The sequence below is a fragment of the Arachnia propionica genome, from assembly GCF_003932785.1.
GTDB classification, from domain to species: domain Bacteria; phylum Actinomycetota; class Actinomycetes; order Propionibacteriales; family Propionibacteriaceae; genus Arachnia; species Arachnia propionica_B.
The window spans coordinates 22,325-38,785 of sequence record NZ_RQYT01000010.1; the positions used below are offsets into that span (position 1 = coordinate 22,325).

Annotated in this window: 13 protein-coding genes; 4 read left to right on the forward strand and 9 right to left on the reverse strand. The window is 71.5% G+C overall.

Features of this window, described 5'->3' with window-relative positions; all coding sequences use genetic code 11:
- Positions 1–55: 55 nt before the first annotated feature.
- From EII35_RS06195 to EII35_RS06215, 5 genes are all read right to left on the reverse strand, one after another.
- Complete coding sequence (locus tag EII35_RS06195) at positions 56–2,311, reverse strand: PEP/pyruvate-binding domain-containing protein (RefSeq protein WP_125227591.1); 2,256 nt, start codon at positions 2,309–2,311, stop codon at positions 56–58.
- Positions 2,308–3,441 (reverse strand): MFS transporter, encoded by a 1,134-nt coding sequence (locus tag EII35_RS06200; protein WP_221739689.1) that lies wholly within the window; start codon positions 3,439–3,441, stop codon positions 2,308–2,310. Before EII35_RS06200 ends, EII35_RS06195 begins: the two co-directional genes overlap by 4 nt.
- The gene (locus tag EII35_RS06205; protein ID WP_125227592.1) at positions 3,438–4,013 is read right to left on the reverse strand and encodes a TetR/AcrR family transcriptional regulator; all 576 of its coding nucleotides are present in this window, start codon (positions 4,011–4,013) and stop codon (positions 3,438–3,440) included. The genes EII35_RS06200 and EII35_RS06205 overlap by 4 nt, the downstream gene beginning before the upstream one ends.
- An 82-nt stretch (positions 4,014–4,095) precedes the next feature.
- Positions 4,096–4,692, reverse strand: coding sequence for a response regulator (locus tag EII35_RS06210; protein ID WP_260465041.1), 597 nt, complete (start codon positions 4,690–4,692; stop codon positions 4,096–4,098).
- 31 nt (positions 4,693–4,723) lie between these two features.
- Positions 4,724–5,947 carry a sensor histidine kinase gene (locus tag EII35_RS06215; RefSeq protein ID WP_125227594.1) on the reverse strand — a complete coding sequence of 408 codons (1,224 nt, stop codon included), beginning with the start codon at positions 5,945–5,947 and terminating at the stop codon, positions 4,724–4,726.
- A gap of 127 nt (positions 5,948–6,074) precedes the next feature.
- Between EII35_RS06215 and EII35_RS16470 the strand changes: the two genes are divergently transcribed.
- Positions 6,075–6,200 carry a hypothetical protein gene (locus EII35_RS16470; protein WP_260465035.1) on the forward strand — a complete coding sequence of 42 codons (126 nt, stop codon included), beginning with the start codon at positions 6,075–6,077 and terminating at the stop codon, positions 6,198–6,200.
- Here EII35_RS16470 and galE read toward each other — a convergent pair.
- Positions 6,194–7,183: a UDP-glucose 4-epimerase GalE gene (gene galE / locus EII35_RS06220; RefSeq protein ID WP_125227595.1), complete on the reverse strand. Its 990-nt coding sequence runs from the start codon at positions 7,181–7,183 to the stop codon at positions 6,194–6,196. The two genes, EII35_RS16470 and galE, sit on opposite strands and share 7 nt — an antisense overlap.
- Before the next feature lie 118 nt (positions 7,184–7,301).
- Here galE and EII35_RS06225 point away from each other — a divergent pair, with 118 nt between their 5' ends.
- Positions 7,302–8,474 (forward strand): hypothetical protein, encoded by a 1,173-nt coding sequence (locus EII35_RS06225; protein ID WP_125227596.1) that lies wholly within the window; start codon positions 7,302–7,304, stop codon positions 8,472–8,474.
- Position 8,475: 1 nt separating this feature from the next.
- Here EII35_RS06225 and EII35_RS06230 read toward each other — a convergent pair whose 3' ends face one another.
- Positions 8,476–9,078, reverse strand: coding sequence for an MBL fold metallo-hydrolase (locus EII35_RS06230; RefSeq protein ID WP_125227597.1), 603 nt, complete (start codon positions 9,076–9,078; stop codon positions 8,476–8,478).
- 8 nt (positions 9,079–9,086) lie between these two features.
- Positions 9,087–9,674, reverse strand: coding sequence for a TetR/AcrR family transcriptional regulator (locus EII35_RS06235; RefSeq protein WP_125227598.1), 588 nt, complete (start codon positions 9,672–9,674; stop codon positions 9,087–9,089).
- Between the two features lie 93 nt (positions 9,675–9,767).
- Here EII35_RS06235 and EII35_RS06240 point away from each other — a divergent pair, with 93 nt between their 5' ends.
- Together EII35_RS06240 and EII35_RS06245 are read left to right on the forward strand one after the other, a co-directional pair.
- Positions 9,768–12,434, forward strand: a complete 2,667-nt coding sequence (locus tag EII35_RS06240; protein ID WP_260465036.1) for an MMPL family transporter — start codon at positions 9,768–9,770, stop codon at positions 12,432–12,434.
- Positions 12,431–15,322, forward strand: coding sequence for a hypothetical protein (locus EII35_RS06245; protein ID WP_125227600.1), 2,892 nt, complete (start codon positions 12,431–12,433; stop codon positions 15,320–15,322). Before EII35_RS06240 ends, EII35_RS06245 begins: the two co-directional genes overlap by 4 nt.
- On the opposite strand, the gene EII35_RS06250 is transcribed toward EII35_RS06245, so the two are convergent.
- Positions 15,307–16,440, reverse strand: coding sequence for an AZOBR_p60025 family cell surface glycopolymer formation protein (locus EII35_RS06250; RefSeq protein ID WP_125227601.1), 1,134 nt, complete (start codon positions 16,438–16,440; stop codon positions 15,307–15,309). The two genes, EII35_RS06245 and EII35_RS06250, sit on opposite strands and share 16 nt — an antisense overlap.
- Positions 16,441–16,461: the final 21 nt, after the last annotated feature.

Below are 16,461 nucleotides of genomic sequence, written 5' to 3' on the forward strand. Positions count from 1 at the left end.
CAGCCGACGCCCCCGGCCGTGGCGGAACCGCAGCCGGTCAGCGCCTTCGCCTCCGTCATCCGCTGACGGTCCCGGCCGAGCCGTCGACGACGAGTCGGGTCCCGTCGACGATGTCCATCGCCTCCGGCACCCCGAGGACGGCGGGGATCCCGTACTCGCGGGCGACGATCGCGGCGTGGGACAGCCGACCCCCGGTGCTCGCGACGACGGCGACGGCGCGGGCGAACAGCGGCGTCCAGGCCGGGTCGGTGGCCCGGCACACCAGGACATCGCCGGGCTGCAACCGGTGGAAGTCCTCCGGCCCGTGGATGATGCGCGCGGGTCCGCTGGCCCGTCCCGGGCTGGCGGGAACACCGTCGCCCGAGGCGTTGGCGGTGGCGGCGCCGTGGGTCGAGGCACTCCACACCGCCTCCGCGCGGTCCCGCTCGGGTTGCCGACGCTCGACGAGGGCCGCCACGTCGAGCCCCTCGCCGCGCAGCGCCCGCAGGGTCTCGTCGAGGGTGAGGAACAGCGCCTCCTCGCGGGTCAGCCCGAGACGCCCGGCGGCCTGCCCCGCGAGCCGACGCATCGCCACCCCCAACTCCTCGAACTCCTGCACCGACGCCTCCCGCATCACGTGCCCGGCCCGGTAGTCGGCCAGCAGCCGGGGGAACCGACGGACCAGGAAACGAGGCAGGCGGATGTCCTTCGTCGGGGGCGCGTCGACGGCCATCGCCGCCAGCATGAGGAACCCGGGCAGGTCCTCGCGCCAGGACCGGCTGGAGAAGACCTGGTACATGCGGGTGGCGCGGGCCCCGAAGCGGTCGAGGAAGGCCTTGACATCCACCCACCACGCGGTGCCGCGCAGGGCTTCGACGTCGATGGGGCTGCGGTTCAGCAGGGCGTGGACCTCCGCCGGGGCGCTGGTCGCCAGTTCGTGGAGTTCCCGGTTGAGCGTGGCGGTGACGTAGTCGAGGTCGCCCAGGAGGTCGAACTGGGAGAGCCCGGAGCGGGTCACCCGCAGCAGCGCGTCCAGCCGCAGCCCCCGCATGAGGTGCTGGCTCAGGTACTGCATCCGCCGATCCACGATCTCTCGGGCCTCGGCCAGGAGTTCGACCATCGCCGCAGCGAGTTCCCCGTCGGTGAGGGGGTCCAGGGGCAGCGTCGAGAACCGTGCCGCGAGCTGCCGGGCGCGACGCCCCTCCGCGTGTTCCCAGTCGCGCGGGTCGAGCCGGTTCCTGCGTCGAAGCGACGTCCAGATCCGCCACGGCGCGCGGACCCGCACCCGGGGATGGCCGATGCGCGCCACCCCGTCGTCGTCCATCGTGACCAAGTCGTCGACGCCCTCGATCTCCAGTCCGATCCGGCGCGCCACCGAGGCCAGGATCGGCAGCAGCATCTCCACCATCGCCAGGTCCAGCGGGTGGGGGGAGGGGAAGTGCTCGATGACGTCGTCGCGGAACATCCGGGCGAGCAACCCCGGGCGTTTCTCGATGCTCGTGGTGACGGGGCGGGCCTGGAGCAGCCACAGTCGATCCCCCTCCAGCGCCCATTCGATGTCCATCGGGGTTGCGTAGTGCCTCTCGACGCGGAGGGCCAGGGAGGCGATCCGCCGGGCCTGACGGTCGGTGATGGCCGGTGCCGTCGGGTCGGCGACGGGGCGGGTGACGGTCGATCCGTTCGGGGCGAGGTCGATGCGGGTGGCCTTCACCCCGGGCCGACGCCGGATCCGACGCCCGACCTGGTGGGCGTCCGGGGTGACGGCCCCGGAGACCACTGACTCGCCCAGCCCGAACGCGGACTCGATGCTCACCTCGCGGCTGCCCGTCACCGGGTCGACGGTGAAGGCGACGCCTGCCGCGTCGGCGGGAACCATCCGCTGCACCACGACCGCCAGGGCCACGTCCGCGTCGTCGATGCCCTGCTCCCGGCGGTAGGCGATCGCCCGTTCGCTCCACAGCGAGGCCCAGCAGCGCCGCACGGCCGCGATGACGTCGTCGCCGACGACCCCGAGGACGGTCTCCTGCTGGCCCGCGAAGGATGCCTCCGGGAGGTCCTCGGCGGTGGCGGAGGACCGGACCGCGACGGGGCCGCCGAGCGCGGCCGTCGCCTCCAGCAGCTCCGCTTCCAATCCGTCAGGCAGCTCCGCACGGGCCACCGTCTCCGCGGTGATGCCGGGCAGGGCGGCCACGGCCCGGCGGTAGGCCTGTGTGGTGAGGCAGAACCCGTCGGGGACCGGCATCCCCATCCGGATCAGCTCCCCGAGGTTCGCCCCCTTCCCGCCGACGAGGTCGAGGTCGTCCTTGCCGACGCAGTGCAGGTCGATGATCATGGGATGGCCTTTCGGGTGAGGTGCAGCCCCGCCAGCGCGGTGACGGCGAGGGTGAGGAAGAGTCCGGGGAGGGCGGCGGATCCGGCGGCGAGCCAGAGGCTCAGCAGGGGCACCCCGACGGCGGCGCCGGCGTTGCGGCCGAACTGGATGAGCCCGCTCGCCCGGGCGAGGTGCTCGCGGTCGACGGCGGCCTGCGCGTCGAGGAGCAGCAGTGGGTAGGCGGCCCCCAGGCCGATGCCGCCGAGGCCGAACCCGACGGCGACGACGACGGGGGACGGAGCCAGGGCGGCGACGGTGCCGAGGAGGACGAGCGTCCAACTCATGGGGCGGATCGCGGGGTGTTTCTCCAGGCGGCCCGAGACGGCGACCCCTGCGCCCAGCCCGAGCAGCATCGGCAGCAGCAGCCAGCCCGTGACGGTGGGGGACAGGGCGTGACGGTCCTGCAGCAGCAGCGGCGCGTAGGTGAGGCAGCCGAGCATCACCACCCCGAGGAGGAGGGCCAGCGCCGCCGAGGTGCCGAGGCGGGCGTCCTGCCACATCCGCCACTGGGCGCGCGCCGAGAACCCCCACCACCTCGGTGGCACGTCCCGGGTGGGGAGGTGCCGGGCCAGGACGAGGGAGAACAGCCCGATGGGGACGGTGACGGCCATGCCGACCCGCCAACCGGGGCCGTCGGTCATCCACCCACCGAGCGGCGCCCCGATGCCGTTCGCGACCACCTGGCTGAGCGCGAACCACGTGAGGGCGTGGCCGCGCTGATCCTCGTCGTGGACCATGCCGATCGCGGCGACCGTGGCAGGGGCGATGGCCCCGCCACCCACACCCTGGAGGGCGCGGGCCGCGAGCAGCCACCCCATGTCGGGGGCGAGGGCGACCCCGAGCGCCCCGGCGGCGAAGCAGAGATGTCCCAGTGCGAACACGCGCCGGGGTCCGATCCGGTCGGCCCACTGGGCGAAGACCGGCAGGGTGAGGGTGGACATCGCAAGGTAGCAGCCCCCGACGAAGCCGTACCAGTGGGGTGCGTGCAGTTCGGCGACGATACGCGGGGTGGCGTTGGTGAGCAGGGTCTGCATGAGCGCGGAGGCAACCGCACCGGTGACCCCGGCGCCGATCACTCCCGCGCGGCTCACTGGATGCCCCGGAACAGGACGTCGAGGGCGGCGTCCATGCGGTCGTTCAGTGGCCGGTCCTCCGGGGTGCTCAACCAGGTGATGACGCTGAGGTAGTAGGTGCCCTGGATCAGCAGGGCCGCGTCGGCGACGGCGAGGTCGGAACGGAACTCCCCCGAGGCGACCCCCTCCGCCAGGAGGTCCATGACGATGCCGGAGAACCGTCGCTGGTTGTCGGAGCCCAGGTCCTTGGCGAAGTTGAAGGAACGCACGAGCAGCATCTGCCTTCCGAGGTCCTGGTGCTCGACGTGCCACCGGGCGGCCGCATCGAGGGCGGCGGTGATGCGTTCCCTGGCGGTTCCCTCGCCGGTGGCGGCGGCCGCCATGGCGTCGACGGCCTCGCTGCCGACGTAGCGGAAGATGTCGCTCTTGCTGGGGAAGTGGGTGAAGAAGGTCCCCTTCGCGACGTCAGCGGCCTCGGTGATGTCGGCGACGGTGACGTTGTCGTAGCCGCGCTCGACGAACAGCCGCATGGCGACGTCGACGATCCGGCGTCTGGTCTCGGCCCGCCGTCGGGCCACCCGCTCACTCATGACCACAGTCTAAAAATGACCACGGTCATTTTTCAAGCGGGCGCGCGGAACCGACGCTCGAGAGGTGGTCGATGTTCCGTGGTCAGTCCAGCAGGCCGCACTCGTGGGCGACGAGGACCAGGCCCACCCGGTCCCTCGCCTGGAGCTTCGACAGCAGCCTGCCGATGTGGGTCTTGACCGTGCCCTCCGCCATGTAGAGGCGGGCCCCGATCTCGGCGTTGTTCGCGCCGCGCGCCACCTCCATGAGGACCTCCCGTTCGCGGTCCGTCAGGCCGTCCAGCCGGGTGTCGTCCCGTTTCCTGCCCACGGGCAGCTTCGGTGCGACATGGTCCAGCAGCCGCCTCGTCGCCGACGGCGCCACGATGGCACCCCCGCCCGCCACCGTACGGATCGCGCCCAGCAGGTCCTCTGGGAGGGCGTCCTTGAGCAGGAAGCCGGAGGCGCCGCCCCGCAGCGCGGCGAAGACGTACTCGTCGAGATCGAAGGTGGTCAGCACCAGCACCTTCGTGTCCCCGCCGAGGGCAGTGATCTGCCGGGTTGCCTCCGTGCCGTCCATCACCGGCATCCGGATGTCCATGAGCACCACGTCCACGGGACGTTCCTTGACGACGGCCACCGCCTCGGCCCCGTTCGAGACCTCGCCGACGGCCTCCATGTCGTCAGCCGAGTCGATGAGCATCCGGAATCCGCTGCGGACCAGCGACTGGTCGTCAGCCAGCAGAACCCTGATCACTGTCCACTCCTCTCGTCAGCCAGCTCCTGCCGAGCTGGGAGGGCAACGGGATACGCGCCCTCACCTCGAATCCCCCGCCCGTGCGGGGACCTGCCTTGAAGGTACCGCCCATCGCGATCACCCGCTCGCGCATCCCCCGCACCCCGGAACCCGGCCCGTCGGGGGCACGATGGCTGCCGATCCCGTCGTCGCTGACCCGGATCTGCACCGCGTCCGGGTCGAACTGGACCACGACCTGCGCCACCGCCGTCGGGCCGGCGTGCTTGAGGAAGTTCGTCACCGACTCCTGGGCCACCCGATACACCGCCAACCCCAGCGAGTCCGGTACCGTCGGGATGTCCTCCGGCATCTCCAGCGAGATCCGGTCCCCCGCCTTCGCCACCATCTGCGGGATCTGCCGTAGCGACGGGGTCGGGCCGAAGGCCGCGTCCGACTCGCCCCGCAGCAACGACACGATGCGCCGCATCTCCCCGATCGAGGAGCGCCCCGTCGCCGCGATCACGTTGAGCGCGTCCATGGCCGCCTCGGGTTTCTTCGTGGCCAGTGCCTTCGCGCCCTCCGCCTGCACGACGATCACCGACAGCGAGTGCGCGACGACGTCGTGAAGCTCCCGCGCCACCTCGGCGCGCGCCTTGTTGTCGGCGATCTCGCTCTCCTGCTGGGAGCTTCGGCTGCCCGCCAGGAACCGTTCCTCCGCGATGAGACGGTCCATCGCGGCGCGCTGCACCTGGTAGCGCAGTTGCTGCCCGATGAGGAAACTGCTCGTCACCAGGGACAGGCACAGCATCATCAGCAGCCCGCCGAACATGAAACGTTGCTCCGACGGCAGGGTGGACACCCAGGTGAGCGGGCCGACAATGGAGGCCGCGATCCCGATCGGCACCACCGCGAGCCGGGTCCGGTCGCTGGCGTAACGGGCCGCCGAGTAGACGATCACGAGGACGACCAGAACCGCGGGCGATGGCCGCGGGGTGGTGGCCACCATGCCGAAGCCCGCAACCGCGCACACGGCGACGGCCCACATCGGGTACTCGCGCCGCAGGGCGACGGAGGCCACCATGAGGGTCGACCACCCGAAGGCGACCCCCACGTGGGCGGAGGTCACCGTCAGAGTGGGGACGACCAACGCGAGCCACACGACAGCCGCCACGCCGATGTCGACCACCAGTCGGCGTGAGATGCGGGGGCGTTGGATCCTCATGGGGTGCAAGCCTAGGTGGAGGCGCGGCGCCGCGGCGTCAGACCCGGGTCACCGATCTGCGCTTCGGGGTGCAACCCGGGTCTTTCCGGAGCCCCGAGTGCGCGGTCATGAGGGTAGGTTGGCCTGCATGATCCGCAAACTCTTCTGGACACTCCTCACACTGACGGCGGTGTTCACCGTCACAGGTCTGCTCGACCTGCGCCGTGCGGAACAGCGCCGTCAGCTCTGGGCCGAGGCCACCGACGCTCAGTAACCCAGCTTCTCCCTGCGTACCGGCAGCCAGGCGATGGCGTCGCGTACGGCGTCGATCTCCGTGAGTTCGGCCCGCCACCCGAGGAGGTCGCGCGCCTTCGTCGAGACCGTGTAGACGCCCGCGACGTCGCCGGGGCGGGGGTCGCCGAACTGGACCTTCAGGGGGTCGCCGGTGATCTCCTCGAAGGAGGCGGCGAGTTCCTTGACCGTGACGCCGTTGCCGGTGCCGATGTTGAACACCTGGTAGGGGGTCTCGGCCGTGGCCTTGTCGAAGCCCTCGAGTGCGGCGACGTGGGCGCGGGCGAGGTCCCACACGTGGATGAAGTCGCGGATGCCGGAGCCGTCACGGGTCGGCCAGTCGACGCCCGTGACGGTGAAGGTCTCCTTGTTCACCCAGGCCTCCAGCAGCTTCGCCAGCACGTGGGAGGGCTTCTCCAGCTGCTGGCCGGAACGCAGCTTCGGGTCGGTGCCGATGGGGTTGAAGTACCGCAGCGACGCCACCCGCACGTCGCTGGCTCTGGTGAAGTCCTCCAGGATCAGCTCGACCATGTACTTGGTGCGGGCATAGGGGGAGCCAGGCTCCAGCGGGGAGTCCTCGGTGACGACGAAGTTCTCGTCGGGGGCGTAGATGGAGGCCGAGGAGGAGAACAGGAACCGCCGGATGCCGTTGCGCTGCAGCGCCCCCAGCAGGGTGACGGTCCTGGAGACGTTGTTCTCGTAGTACGCCAGCGGCTCGGCCACGGACTCGGGCACGATGATCTTGGCCGCGCAGTGGACGACGGCATCGATGTCCTGCTCCTTGAAGAGCCGGTCCAGCAGGGCGTCATCGGCGATGTCGCCCTCGTAGAGGGGGCGGTCGCCGACGAACTCCCGCCGTCCTGTGGAGAAGTCGTCCAGGATGACGACGCTGTGACCCGCGTCCTCGCAGGCCGACGCGACGGTGCTGCCGATGTATCCGGCCCCGCCGGTGATGAGAACCTTCATTGCTGCTCCTATCCGTGCCCTCCCACCCTATAACCCAGGGTTCGCGGTGAGCATCGAGCGCGCAGGGCGGATGCCGAAGGACGGCGCGTCCGCCCTGCCGGGGTCGTAGGCTTGGCCGATGGACACGGAGGAGATCATCGCGCTCGTTCGCAGCCACCCGGCCGTCGCCGAGGTGCCGACCCCCCAGCCCGACGACCACGTGCGCGCCGGGATGCTGCAGGTGAGGTTCCGTGACGGGCGGGAGGCCGGTCTGGCCCTGGGGCTGCTGTCCCCGGCGACGGGGGAGTCGCGGGAGGCGTGGCTGGCCCGCGTCGATCAGCTGCTCGCCCAGCACGTCGACCCCGGGGCGGAGGTCGAGGTGAACCTCGATGAGGTGCTGCCACTGGTGCGCAGCGCCGACTACTTCGTGGCCCACGGTCAACTCCAGACCCCGCTGTGGGACCGGCTGACCGGCTTCATCGGGCTGGGGCTCGCCATCGACACCCCCAGCCAGATCCGTCTCGTCGGGGCCGACGAACTGCCCGAGGACCGCAGCCCGGAATCCGTGGCCAGGTGGCGGCAGGTCGCCGCGACGAACCTGACGCGGCTCGTCACCGGGCCGATGCTGCGGGCCCTGCCCCACGGGCCGGACGTGCTCGCCGTCGTCCAGCCGGAGGCCTACGAGTCGTCCTGGTTCGCCCACCCGACCGCGCTGGCCGATGCCCTCGACCATCATCAACGGACGACGGGGACGCCGTGGCTGGTCATCCCCGCCACCCGCGGCGACCTCATCCTCGTCAACTCGATGACCCACAGCTGGCACCCGCTCATCGACGCCCTCGAGGCGGTACTGCCGGAGCGGGACTCGGTGCACCCGGTGCCGCACCTGCTGGTCGACGGCGTCTGGCGCGAGTACCTGCCACCCGTCGCCCCGGAGGTGGTGGAGCGGCTCCGGCTGCTGCGGATCCGGGCCGAGGGGCGCGCCTACGAGGCCTGCCGGGAGGCGCTGGCGGCGCAGGACCCGCCCGTCGTCGACCATCTCGCCTCGTTCGAGGCTGCGGGACGGGACGGGCAGGTCTTCACCTGGACCGCCATCTCCTGCGAGCTGGACACCACGAGCATCCCGCGCGTCGACCAGGTCGGCTTCGTCCTCAGCGAGAGCACCCACCACATGGTGTGGTTCGAGCACCTCCAGGCCCGGTTGCCGCACCTGGTCACCGTGCATCCGGGCACCTTCCCGACGCGGTGGATCGTCGCCAAGCCCTCGCCGGCGGACCTCAGGGTGATCGCCGACATGGCCATCGACATCTGACTCACCAGCCGCGGGCGATCCACTCGTCGAGGTGGGGTTTCTCCGCGCCGATCGTGGTGGACTCGCCGTGCCCGGTGTGGATGAGTGTCGCGTCGGGGAGCGGGAGCAGCCGGTCCCGGATGGAGGCGATGATGAGGTCGAAGTCCGAGTAGTCCCAGCGGGTGGCGCCCGGCCCGCCCTGGAAGAGGGTGTCGCCGCTGAACACCACCCCGTCGGTGACGAGGCAGGTCGCGCCCGGGGTGTGGCCGGGGGTGGCCAGCGCCCTGAGGCTCCCGCCCGCGACGGTGAACCCGTCGCCGTCGCGGAGGGGCTGGAACGGCACCCCGGGGTGGACCTCCTCCCACAGGAACCGGTCGGCCGGGTTGAGGTGGATCGGCGGATCCCCGACGAGCGCGGCGAATGCGGGCGCCGCGGTGACGTGGTCCCAGTGGCCGTGGGTGAGCAGGACCGCCCGGACCGTCCGCCCCGCCACCGCCTCGGCCACGCCGGCCGCGTCGTGGGCCGGGTCGATGACGATCACCTCGGTGTCGTCGCCGACGAGCCACACGTTGTTGCGGAAGTCGGGCTGCCCCGGGGCGTGGGTCTCGAGATGCTCGATGCGCATGCGACCTCCTACCGTTTGATGAGGGCCAGGGCCAGCGGGGCCATGACCGTGCGTGCCCGGCTGGCCTCGCCGCAGTGGGCGTTGTAGAAGAAGAGGGCCTCGAAGACCCGCAGCACCTCGTCGAAGGACAGGGTGAACCGGACGCCGAGCGAGTCGGCGAGCGCCTCGATGAACGCGACCTGGCGGGGGCGGGTGCGCTCGTCGGCCTCGGTCAGGCGGCGATGGAGCTCCGGGTTGCGTTGGGCGCGGAGCTTGATCTCCAGCAGGGCCAGTGTCATCTGGGGGGTGGGGCTGATGACGGAGGAGACGGTGTCGAGGACCTGCTCGATCCGGGCCTCGGTCCCGGCCTCGTCGGGCAGTGAGGTGATGGTGTTCTCCAGCGCGTCGAGCAGCCGGTCCTGGAACAGCTGGATCATCGCGGCGCAGAGGTCGTCCTTGGAGGCGAAGTTGGAGTAGAAGGCCCCGCGTGAGAATCCGGCGGCCTCACAGATCTGTTCGACGCTCGTGGCGTCGATCCCATGGGTGGCGAACTGTTCGATGGCCGCCTCCACCAACCGGGTGACGGTGGCCTCGCGCCGGGGGGTCAACTCGGTCATGGCGTCATGATAGCCCCGGCCGACGGGTTTCCATGCACGAATGTATCCAGTACAGTGGTGTATGGATTCATCGGTGTATCGAAATGGGGTCCCATGTCCGCCCAGCTCTACGCACTCGGTCGCTGGTGTCACCGCCACGCCCGGACCACGCTGCTGGCCTGGCTGGCCGTCCTCGTCGTCCTCGGGGGACTGGCCATCGGGTTCAGGGGCCAGTTCGAGGACGTGTTCAAGATCCCCGGCTCCTCCTCCCAGGTGGCCATCGACAAGCTCCGGATGACCTTCCCCCAGGGCGCCATGACCCAAGGCATGATGATCTTCGTCGCCGAGGAGGGGCACCGCGTCGACGAGTTCCGCGACGTCATCGAGCGCGCCGTCACCCAGCTCGAGGGCCTCGACTTCGTGGACTCCGCCACGTCCCCGTGGAACGAGTTCATCACCGACCTCATCTCCGATGACGGCCGCGCCGCCATCGTCGTCCTGCTCGCCGATCTCGCCGGCCCCGCCACCCCCGACCAGCTCCACCAACTGACGGCGGTCGCCGACGGGGTGCGCGGCCAGCTGCCGCCGGGCGCCACCGTCGACATGGGCGGGCAGGTGTTCAACATCGAGCTCCCCGAGATCAGCCCCGTCGAGGGCATCGGCCTGGTCGTCGCCTTCGTCGTGCTCACCCTGGTGCTCGGCTCCCTCGTCGCCGCAGGGCTGCCGGTCGTCACCGCCGTCGCCGGGGTCGTGGTGACGATGGCCGTCCTCCTGCTCGTCGCCCGCATCTCCCCGATCACCTCGACCACCCCGATGCTCGCGCTCATGCTGGGGCTCGCCGTCGGCATCGACTACGCCTTGTTCATCCTCTCCAGACACCGCGACCAGCTGCGGGAGGGCATGGCCCCGGAGGAGTCGACGGCCCGCGCCATCGGGACGGCGGGATCCGCCGTCGTCTTCGCGGGACTCACCGTCTTCATCGCCCTGCTGGGGCTCGGGGTCTCCGGCATCCCGTTCCTCACCATCATGGGCATCTTCGCGGCACTCGGCGTCGTCGCCGCCGTCGTCATCGCCCTGACCATGCTGCCCGCCCTCATGGGGCTCATGGGGGAGCGGATGCGGCCCAGACCACGACATCGACCCGAACACGCGGCCCCCGGGCGTCCCTCCTCCTACCGCTGGTGGGTGGGGATCGTCACGAGGCGCCCCGTCGTCGTGATCCTCGCCGTCGTGGCGGTGCTGGGCGCGCTCACCGTCCCCGGGCTGCGGCTCCACTCCGCCCTGCCGAACTCGGGCCATCACGCCCCCGACGCCCCCGACCGCATCACCTACGACCTCATCGCCCGGCACTTCGGCGTGGGACGCAACGGGCCACTCGTCGTGACCGCCGACATCATCGGCTCCACCGACCCGCTCGGCCTCGTCGAGGATCTCAAGCAGGACATCCTCACCGTGGAGGGGGTCGCCGCGGTCCCGCTGGCCACCCCCAACCGGAACGCCGAGGTCGCCATGATCCAGGTGGTCCCCACGACCGCCTCCGACGACCCCGCCACCGCCGACCTCGTCCAGGCCCTGCGCGACCGGCACGACGAGTGGCTGCAACGCCACGACGTCGAGACCGCCGTGACCGGGATGACCGCCCTGCAGATCGACGTCGCCGACCGTCTCGCCAAAGCGCTGCTGCCGTTCGGGCTGCTCGTCGTGGGGCTGTCCCTGGTGCTCCTGGCCGCCGTGTTCCGGTCCGTGTGGGTGCCGGTGAAGGCCACCGTCGGGTTCCTGCTGTCGTTGGGCGGGGCCTTCGGGGCGACGGCGCTGGTGTTCAACGACGGCTGGTTCAAGGAGATCGTCAACTTCGAACGGGGCATGCCCGTCATCTCCTTCCTGCCGATCCTGCTCATGGGCATCCTCTTCGGGCTGGCCATGGACTACGAGGTGTTCCTCGTCAGCCGCATCCGGGAGGAGTACGTCCACGGCAAACCCCCGTTGGAGGCCATCCGCGACGGCTACGTCGCCTCCGGCCGGGTGGTGGTGGCCGCCGCCGTCATCATGTGCGCCGTCTTCGCCTTCTTCGTGCCCGGCGGCATGGCGTCGATCAAGCAGATCGCCTTCGCCCTGGCCGTCGGGGTGGCCCTCGACGCCTTCCTCATCCGGATGACCTTCGTCCCCGCCGTGCTGGCCCTGCTCGGGGAGCGGGCATGGTGGCTGCCCCGCTGGCTGGACCGGGTGCTGCCGACCTTCGACGTCGAGGGCGAGGTGCTGTCCCGTGAACTCGGCATGGCCGACTGGCCGGGCACCGATCACGTCCTCCACGCCGAGGACCTGGAGGTGGCCGGGCTCGTGCCGCCGACGAGTGTCGCGCTGAGCCGCGGCAACGTCGTCGGCATCGCCGGCCCCGTCGCCACCCGCACCGGAACCGCCCTCGTGCTGTCCGGGCGGCTCGGGGCGACGGGAGGTCGCGCCCGGGTCGCGGGCCAGTTGCTACCGGGGGCCGAGTCGGCCGTCCACCGTCGCACCGGGTTCATCGACCTGGCCGGGGAACGCGACGTCGAGGCCGCGCTGGCGCGTGCCGTCGTCAAACCCGGTTCCGTGACCTTCATCGACTCGGTGGAGTGCGTGAGCACGACGGAGGGGCGCCGCCTCCTCGACGCGCTCATCGACCGCACCCGGGCCGACGCCGACGCCGCACTGGTGCTGTGCGCCAGCCATGAATCCTTCCTCGACCCCCTCGACCTCGACGGGGTCCTCGATGCCGCCCCACCACGAGACAGGAGCCTGCGATGAGACCGGAGAGCATGCACCCAGGACACCGACTCGGCTGGCGGGCCATCGCGGCGATGACGCTGCTCCCCCTCGTCGCCGTGGCGATGCTGCTCGGCGTGGGGAGGGGCAGCGAACGCCGGGCCGTCCAGGCGGCGGTGGTCAACCTCGACAAGGCCGTCACCATCGACGGCCAGGTGGTCCCGCTGGGACGTCAGCTGGCCGCCGAGATCGTCGCCCGCGACGAGGAGGGGATCTCGTGGACCCTCGCCGACGCCGAGGACGGGCGTGCCGGGCTGGCGGAGGGCCGCTACGCCGCCGTCGTGACGATCCCTGAGGAGTTCTCCGAGGCGGCCACCTCCTTCAGCGAGAACAAGGCCGTCATCGCCCGCCACGCGACGGTGCAGGTGACGGTGTCCGCGAACTCCGCCGTCAACGACGCCGCCCTGGCGCGGGAGGTCGCGGGGATCGCGACCGACACCATCAACGCCACCGTCACGAAGTCGTATCTCGAGAACGTCTACGTCGGCTTCAACACCCTGGGGGAGCAGTTCACGCAGGTGGTGGACGGGGTCTCGACCCTGGACGACGGGGCCGCCGCCCTCAGCGGGGGCGTGTCGGATGCCGCCACGGGAGCGGAGGAGTTGACGACGGGTCTGGACACCCTGGCCGGGAAGGGCGACGAACTGTCATCCGGGGCCGGGAAGCTCTCCGACGGGGCGTCGCAGCTGAGCGACGGGGCCGGGGCCCTCGCTGAGGGCGCGGACACCCTCGCCGACGGCACGGGCGATCTGGCCGACGGCTCCCGGCAGCTGGCGGACGGGGCGTCGTCGCTGGCCTCCGGGTCGGATGACCTGGCCGCGGGCTCCCGGCAGTTGTCCGACGGCGCGTCGTCGCTGGCCTCGGGGGTGAACCAGTTCGACCAGGGGGTGCAGCAGCTCAACGAGAAGGCCCCGAAGCTGACCGAGGGGGTCACCGCCCTGACGACCGGGGCCGAGGCGGTGCTCGGGGCGGTCCCCGACTACACCGCCGGGGCGGGGGCCGCGGTGGACGGCGTCGGGCAGCTGCGCGACGGCCTCGTCGTCCTCGACGACGGACTCAAGGGCAAGCTGGACGCGGACGCCATGGCGAAGCTGCAGACCCTCATGGATGAGCTGGTCCCGGCGCTCAAGGAGGCGCGGGGAGCGTTCACGGTGTACTTCCCGGACCGCGACCCCGCCACCGTCACCTACGAGGAGCTCGCCGCGGACGTGCAACGCCTCGACGAGCGGTTGACCGCCCTGGAGGCCACCGTCGACGCGGTGGCGGAGGGATCCGCCCCGACCCCGCCCGAGGTGGAGGAGCTGGCGAAGCGGATCATCTCGGAGTGGCAGTGCCCGGTCACCGACCCCGACCAGTGCCAGCAGCTCGGCCAGATCTACGCCCAGGGGGTCATCGACGGGATGGGCAAGGGCATCCGGTACGGGGCGGGCATCGTGCGGGACGAACTCCGCAGGAAGGATCCCCGCACCGGCATGACCCCGCTCGAGTCGGTGAGGGCCCTGTCCGGGTTGGCCCTGCGGATCGCCAAACCCGCGTTGGGCATCCGGGACCTGCTCGGCAAGGACCTGCCCGATGGTGCCGATCCGCTCGACGTGCTCCAGGCCCTGCCGACGACCATCCAGACGGCGGTGACCGAACTCGTGGACGGCGTCGGCAAGCTGCGGTCCGGTGCGGATGAGCTCGCCACCAAGGCCGCGCCGCTGAAGGAGAACGGCCCCGCGCTCAGCGAGGGGGCGACGACGCTGCTGGAGGGGATCCGGACCCTCGGCACCGAGACGGCAGCCCTCCCGGCGGGCACCCAGGCGCTGGCCAATGGCTCGTCGAGGCTCAACGAGGGGGCCAGCTCGCTGGCGAGAGGGGCGGGCGACCTCGCCGACGGGGCCGGGACCCTCGCCTCCGGGGCCGGGAAGCTGTCGAACGGCGTCAGCACCGCCGCCGACGGAGCGGCTGCGCTGTCCGCAGGGGCCGACCGACTGTCGTCGGGGGCGGGCGAGTTGGCCGCCGGGGCGAAGGAACTGAGCGGCGGCGCGTCGAGCCTCGCCGACGGGACCGTCCAGTACGTCGACGGCGTCTCGCAGGCCGGCCGGGGTGCCGCCCAGCTCGGACAGGGGCTGATCCGGCTCAGCGACGGGGCCACGGCTCTCGCGGCCGGGGTGGACCGGCTCCACACCGAACTCTCAGGCGCCGCCAGCGAGCTGCCCACCTTCTCGGACAGCGACATCGACACCCTCGCCGGGGTCGTCGCCTCCCCGATCGAGCGGACCGGCGGGCTCGCCGCCCCCGCGATGGTGCCGATCACGGCCCTGCTGGCGGTCGCCGCCCTGTGGCTGGGGGCGCTGCTGGCCTACGCCTTCGCTGCCCCCGTCCCGTCGGATCTCGTCACCAGCTCCCGCACCTCGGCGACGCTGTGGCTGCGCACCCTTGGGGTGCCCACCCTCATCGGGGCCGGTCAGGGGCTGGTCATCGGCCTCGTCGCGGGCATGGTGCTGCAGCTGCCGCTGGGGCGGACCCTCGGTGCGGCCGCGCTGCTGGGGCTGGTCGGGGCGTCCTTCGTGCTGGTCAACCACGCCCTCGCGGGGTGGCTCGGCAACCTCGGGCGTGGCGTCTCGGCGCTGCTGCTGGTCCTCACCGTCGGGCTGGGGCTGACCTCGGCGGTGCCGGGACTCCTGACCCAGGTGGCGGCCTGGTCCCCGCTCCACAACGGCCTGCTGCTGGTCCGGACGTGGCTCTCCCACGGGTCCGGTCTGGTGGGGCTCGGCGGCGGGGCGCTGCTGTTCGCGGCCATCGCCCTGGCCTGCTCCTACCTGGCGATCGCGGCCCGCCGTCGCCTCACGGCCGATCAGTTCCGGGCCCGTCAGGTGGAGGCCTGACGGCGCGGCGCCGACAGGGAGACGGCCAGGACGAACAACGCGAGGCACACCGCCACCGACGGGATGCGGAACATCTCGTGCGGGTAGAGCAGCGTCCGCCACCCCAGGGTGGAGATGAGCGCGGTCTGGAGCAGCAGGACGAGCCCCAGGCTCGGGTGATGGATCATGCCCACCACCGAGGCGAGGATCAGCAGGGCGGCGATCGCGACGAGGCCGGGGACGGCGGTGGAACCGACCTGGGAGGAGAGGAAGTCGCCGACCCGCAGCCGGGTGGCGAGGTCGAAGGTCTCCCACCAGCCCGCGCCGGGGAGGCCGATGTTGCCGTCGTCGTAGGTGCTCTGCTCGGCCGTGAACCGCGAACGGATGTACAGCAGCCAGACGCCAAGCACGAGCGGACCGGCGAGGAGCGCCGGGATGGGGCGCCAATCCAGGAGAGTTCGCCTGCGGAGCCAACGCCATGCCTCGATCATGCCGAGGGCGACGGGGACGAGGACGAGCTGCTCCTTCGTCAGACAGAGGGCGACGCCGAGGGCGGCGATCGCGAGCCAGGGTCGTCGTTCGCGGGTCCAGGCGAGCAGCAGCGCGCAGATGAGGGCCACCTGGGTGGGTTCGGTCAGGGCGGTGGTGGCGCTGAACAGCAGCCCCGGCATGAAGCAGACGAGCAGGCCCAGCCACGGCGAGGCCCCGAGCCGCCTGGCGAGGAGGGACATGAGGGCTGCGGCGGCGGCCATGGAGGCGACGCTGAGCCCCCAGAACACCCACGGCATCGCGGCGGGCTGCCCGGCGGAGAGCAGAGCGGCGAGCCAGCCGTGGAGGGGATGGCCGTACCGGTAGGCGGCGAGGTCGATGAGGTCGTGGGCCTGCCCCGTCGCGAACGGGTCGAGGGCCATCGCGAGGTAGTAGATCCCGTCGTAGTGATCGGCGGGGACGGTGAAGTGGAATGTCGGGTCGTGCTGTGCGATGAGGGCCGCGAGGGGATCGTTCACGGCAACACTCAGCAACCGGCTGGGGTGGAAGGGGGTCGGATGGGCCGCCAGCTGGCACAGCACCGTGACCACGGCGGCCACCAGGGCACAGACGCCGGGAGCGAGGAATCGACGACGCGGGGAGGTGGACACGGGCTGACCATACCGGCTGTC